General features: G+C 36.9%; 4 protein-coding genes. 3 read left to right on the top strand and 1 reads right to left on the bottom strand.

Annotated elements, in window-relative coordinates:
• Window positions 1-494: 494 nt before the first annotated feature.
• Window positions 495-1,226: an SIMPL domain-containing protein gene (locus QZ055_RS07925; protein WP_295201706.1), complete on the top strand. Its 732-nt coding sequence runs from the start codon at window positions 495-497 to the stop codon at window positions 1,224-1,226.
• Here the strand turns inward: QZ055_RS07925 and QZ055_RS07930 are convergent.
• Entirely contained in the window at window positions 1,207-1,953 is a 747-nt protein-coding gene (locus QZ055_RS07930) for a ubiquinone/menaquinone biosynthesis methyltransferase (protein WP_105090261.1), read from the bottom strand. The genes QZ055_RS07925 and QZ055_RS07930 overlap by 20 nt on opposite strands.
• A gap of 343 nt (window positions 1,954-2,296) precedes the next feature.
• Here QZ055_RS07930 and sstT point away from each other — a divergent pair, with 343 nt between their 5' ends.
• Complete coding sequence (gene sstT, locus QZ055_RS07935; RefSeq protein WP_295825871.1) at window positions 2,297-3,517, top strand: serine/threonine transporter SstT; 1,221 nt, start codon at window positions 2,297-2,299, stop codon at window positions 3,515-3,517.
• A 144-nt stretch (window positions 3,518-3,661) separates the two neighbouring features.
• Complete coding sequence (locus QZ055_RS07940) at window positions 3,662-5,179, top strand: NAD(P)/FAD-dependent oxidoreductase (RefSeq protein ID WP_295825873.1); 1,518 nt, start codon at window positions 3,662-3,664, stop codon at window positions 5,177-5,179.
• Window positions 5,180-5,349: the final 170 nt, after the last annotated feature.

Below are 5,349 nucleotides of genomic sequence, written 5' to 3' on the forward strand. Positions count from 1 at the left end.
ATATGTTCAATCATATGATTGATTACCTATCATTGTTCAGTTTTCAAAGATCTGTTATCAGTTTCACGCTTTAGTGAAGCGCCATCTGACGACTTGATTATAATAACATGTGAACATTTTCATGTCAACACATTTTATAATCTTTTTTGAAGTTCTTTTGAACCTCTAAGTGCATTGCTACACTCATTAAGAAACAGTCGCTCGAACGACTGTATGCATATTATAGTATAACCAAAATATAATGGCAACCCCTAATTCTCAATTTCACACAACTTTCATTACGCATTCATTTTCTAGTCTAAAAACTGAAGATTGATTTTACACAACCTATTTTGTATAATGTAGCTGTAATATAGACTCTTTCACTTATGCACTTATATAGTTATATACTATTTAGTACTATATTTTAATTTTGAATGAGCACTATATTTCAATTTAGTCTTTTATTATAGTAGTTATAATTAATACTATAATAATGTGTAAGGAGATTGAGTATGAAATTATCCAAACGTTTATTATCTAAAACAGTTGCTATTGCTGCTGTATGTGCAACTATGGCTACTGCAGCCTTTGCTGCACCTCAAGGTACCTTTGATTCCTCTGAAATTCAAATTACTGGCCAAGCCTCTCGTTCAGTAGCACCTAACTATGCGATCTTAACACTTGGTATTACTAGCGAAAACACAAACATCAATGCTGCAAAATCTAACAATGACCGCATCATGAGTGATTTGATTAGTAAGTTAGGTCATTTAGGTATCGATAAAAAAGATATTTATACCTCTAATATTTCTATTAACCCTACTAACGATTACCAAGATGGCAAACGAATCAATACAGGTTATAATGTGTCTAATCGTGTAACTGTAAAAATCAATAATCTTGATAATGTAGGTAAAGCTGTTGATGCTGCTGTTAGCGCTGGGGCTAATGATATCAACAACCTTTCTTTCCAAAATGATGTATCTCAACAACTATCTGATTCTTTAACTACAGAAGCAATTCAAGACGGCCGTCATAAAGCTGAGGTTATCGCTGCAGCCCTTGGCCGTACATTAGGACCTGTAAAAACAGTTTCTATCAGTACACCTCAAACAAGCTCTATGGACTCTGGTTACTATCGTAACGCAGTAATGTTAAAAGCGTCTCTCGAAACTGCTACTCCTGTTGAAAAAGGATCATTAGTAGTTTCTCAAGACGCTAATATTACTTATTATTTACAATAGAATTTTCTGGTACCACACCTTCGTGGACCGCTACAATGCCGCCTGTCAATTCATGATAGGTGGCATTTTCATATCCTAAAGATTTCCAAATTTCAAGAATCTCACTTTGATGAGGATATCTACGTAAGGATTCTGGTAACCACGCATAGGAGGAATTATCCTTACTTAATTTACCTATAATAGGTAATATATAGGAGAAGTAGAAATTGTATAATTGTTTAAAACCAAACATACTTGGTTTCGCTAACTCCAATACAACTACTTTCCCACCTGGTTTTACAACACGTTGCATTTCAGATAATACCTGTTTAATATCTGGTACATTACGCATTGCAAAGCCGCTCATAGCCGCATCAAATGTATTATCTGCATATGGTAATGCCATTGCATCACCTTGAACAAGATTAACTTGATCTAGTAAACCAGCATCTTCAATGCGTACGCGACCTTGATCAAGCATTTCACTATTAAAGTCCAAAGCCTCTACCTTTAATGTTGGCTCTTGACGTAATGCTTCTTTTGTAAACACGCAAGTGCCACAAGCTACATCAAGTATTCGTTGATTTGGACCTATATTCATTGCTTTTACAGAAAATTTGCGCCAGTAATAATCTTGGCCAAAACTCAAGACTGTATTCATCAAATCATAATTCTTAGCAATATTAGAGAACACACCTTGCACAAACTCTTCTTTATCTGCATATGTTTTAAATTCTTTCGTATTCATTATGGTCCTTTCACTAATCAAGAACTATATTCAAACTCTTTACTCGCATAGTATATCATACTATGACGCCTATCAAAAGAATCCTATTATATATACTATATATAGTAACTATGTAAAGAGCACATATTTAGTTAAAGTAATATATTCACTACTATTAAAACTAGCATATCACAAAATAAATATCGTTATCAGTCACAGTAGATCCAATTTAACTATATATTAATGACTATGATATTCTCTATTGCCACCAATCTATGTTCGTTGTATAATGACATATGTCCATGTTGAAAAGATATCTTTTCCATGGTCTTTTATTAGTTTTTATTAAGTATTGGAGTGTACTATGAATCGATTTGTAAAATCAATCAATAGAGTCAGTCTAATCCAACAAATAATCATAGGTTTGATTATTGGTATTTTGACAGCTCTATACGTGCCAGAATTGGCAAATGAACTAGCTTTATTAGGCGTTCTCTTTGTTGGTGCTTTAAAAGGGATTGCACCAATCCTTGTATTTTTCCTTGTTATTGCAGCTATCAGTAAACATCGTTCTGGTCAAAAGACTGGGATGGGATCTGTAATCACATTATATTTATTAGGTACATTCCTTTCTGCAGCACTTGCTGTAGTCGTAAGCTTTATGTTCCCTACTACATTACACCTTGCAGCTAGTGCAGCTGATGCTGCTCCACCACAAGGGATCGTAGAGGTTATGAAAACACTTTTAAAAAATATTGTTGATAACCCTGTGAAAGCCTTAATGACCGCTAACTATATCGGCATTTTAGGTTGGGCACTTATCATTGGCGGTGCTTTACGCCATGCCCCAATGAACACTAAAGAAGTAATGGAGTCTATCGCTCAAGCTATTACAACTGTAGTAGGTTGGATTATCCGCTTTGCTCCTCTAGGTATTATGGGTCTCGTAGCTGACTCTATCGCTACTAACGGTATTGAAGCTTTAATCGGCTACTTCCAATTACTCGTATTACTACTTGGTTCTATGATTTTCGTAGCATTAGTAGTAAATCCACTTCTATCTTTTGTATACCTTCGTCGCAATCCATATCCATTGGTATTTAAATGTTTGCGTGAATCTGCTATCTATGCGTTCTTTACTCGTAGCTCTGCAGCAAACATTCCTGTTAACCTTGATTTAGCAAAACGTTTAAAACTTAATCCTGATATGTATTCCGTATCCATTCCATTGGGTGCTACTATCAACATGGGTGGTGCAGCGATCACAATTACAATTATGACATTAGCTGCTGCACATACACTTGGTATCGTTGTAGATGTCCCTACAGCAATCCTTTTATCTGTCATTGCTACAATCGGTGCTTGTGGCGCTTCTGGCGTTGCTGGTGGTTCCCTACTTCTAATTCCTCTAGCTTGTTCTCTATTCGGTATCTCCAATGATATTGCAATGCAAGTTGTAGGTGTAGGTTTCATCATCGGTGTTTTACAAGACTCCACAGAAACAGCTCTTAACTCCAGTACAGACATTCTCTTCACAGCTACTGCAGATTATGCAAAACGTGGCTACCACGAAAACTGGAATTAACACCTATAGGCGGTCCTTCGGGACCGTCTTTTTTTGTGTTCAATGGATAGAAAATCAGCCATCTATATTGATTTTCTTCAATATAATGTTATAATAGAGTTAATGATAATAACTATTAATAGATATAAATAGAAAGGAATCAACATGAAACAATACGATATTATTGTAGTTGGTACAGGTGGTGCAACCATCGTAGCTGATGCTGCTATCAAAGTGGGTAAAAAAGTAGCTATCATAGAAAAAGGTAAATTTGGTGGCACATGCCTAACTCGCGGTTGTATTCCTACAAAGGTTATGGTTACAGCAGCTAATGCGATCCAAGAGGTAGAAGAATTCAAAAAAATCGGTATTAATGTTAGCGATGCTACTATGGACTGGGACACTGTTTCCAAACGTACATGGCATAAAATTGACGAATCTGCAGGCATCTATGATTATTACAACGCTTTCGATAATGTAGACGTATATCGCGGCGCAGCTAGCTTTGTATCCGATAAGGTTATGAATATTCATCTTAACGATGGCTCTGGTACTGTAGAAATTACGGCCCCTACTATCGTTCTTGGTACTGGTGGCTATAGCAATATTCCGAATGTACCAGGTTTACAAGAGGCAGGCTATCTTTCTAGTGAAAGCCTCTTTGGCGATAAATTCCCTAAACAACCATATAAATCCCTCGCAGTACTCGGCGCCGGCCCTATCGGTGTAGAGTTCGGTCACGTTTTTGATGCTGCTGGTACTGAAGTTACCATCATCCAACATAATGTACGTCTTGTACCTAAGGAAGACGAAGAGATGTCTGAACATCTTCTCCAAAACTATCGTGCTCGTGGCATCAATGTTATATTGAACCAAGACACTGTTGAAATCCGTCAAGAAGACGGCCTTAAGGTAGTAGTCACAAAAGATCGTACTACAGGTGAAATCACAGAAACTAAAGTTGAAGAAATTCTCGTAGCTGCCGGTATTCGTCCAGCAGTTGAAGAATTACACCTCGAAAATACAGGTATTGAAACATTACCAAAAGGCTGGATCAAAACAAATGAATTCCTTGAAACATCTGTAGATGGTATCTATGCATTAGGTGATGTAAACGGCGAGCCTGCATTCCGTCATCGCGCAAACTATGAAGCAGATATTATCGCCCATAATCTATACTTTGCAAAAAACGAAGAAGATTTCCGTTGGGCACGCTATGATACATTGCCAAAGGTTACCTTCTCCTACCCTGAAATCGGTAGCGTAGGTCTTACTGAAGCCGAAGCTATTAAAGCTGGTTATAATGTAGGGGTAGGTAAAAACTACTACTCCTCCACAGCTAAAGGCTACGCAATGGGTATCAACCCTGGCGATGTAAATGATGGCTTTGTTAAAATCGTAGTAGACAAAGATACTAACCATATCCTTGGTATGCACGTAACAGGTCCACAAGCGTCTATCCTCTTCCAACCATATGTAAACCTTATGAACAGCGGTGTAACGCCATTGACAGCAATTAACGAAGAAATCGCTTCTGAACGTACTAAACGTTTACGTGAAAAAGGTATTACTCGCGAAATGGATCCTAAATCCGTTATCACTGTAGGTGAAACTATGAGCCCACATCCTTCCTTAATCGAAGTTATTATGTGGACACAAGTGTACAACGAAAACCGTTGGTAATAACTATTAAATACAACAAAGGGACTGTACTATAGCACAGTCCCTTTGTTGTATTTATAACTAGAAAAATAAAAAAAGTCAAAATGATGTAATATAAGAAGAAATACTGTTCAAACGTAAAAAAGAGCCAAAGGCATATGCCTTCGGCTCTTTTTCTGATTATCACTTAA

Source organism: uncultured Veillonella sp. (assembly GCF_905209685.1).
Taxonomy (GTDB): Bacteria; Bacillota; Negativicutes; order Veillonellales; family Veillonellaceae; genus Veillonella.

Bases quoted from the DNA above. Each gene is read 5' to 3' on its own strand.
- QZ055_RS07925 (WP_295201706.1), top strand. From the start codon at position 495: ATGAAATTATCCAAACGTTTATTATCTAAAACAGTTGCTATTGCTGCT.
- sstT (WP_295825871.1), top strand. From the start codon at position 2,297: ATGAATCGATTTGTAAAATCAATCAATAGAGTCAGTCTAATCCAACAA.
- QZ055_RS07930 (WP_105090261.1), bottom strand. From the start codon at position 1,953: ATGAATACGAAAGAATTTAAAACATATGCAGATAAAGAAGAGTTTGTG.
- QZ055_RS07940 (WP_295825873.1), top strand. From the start codon at position 3,662: ATGAAACAATACGATATTATTGTAGTTGGTACAGGTGGTGCAACCATC.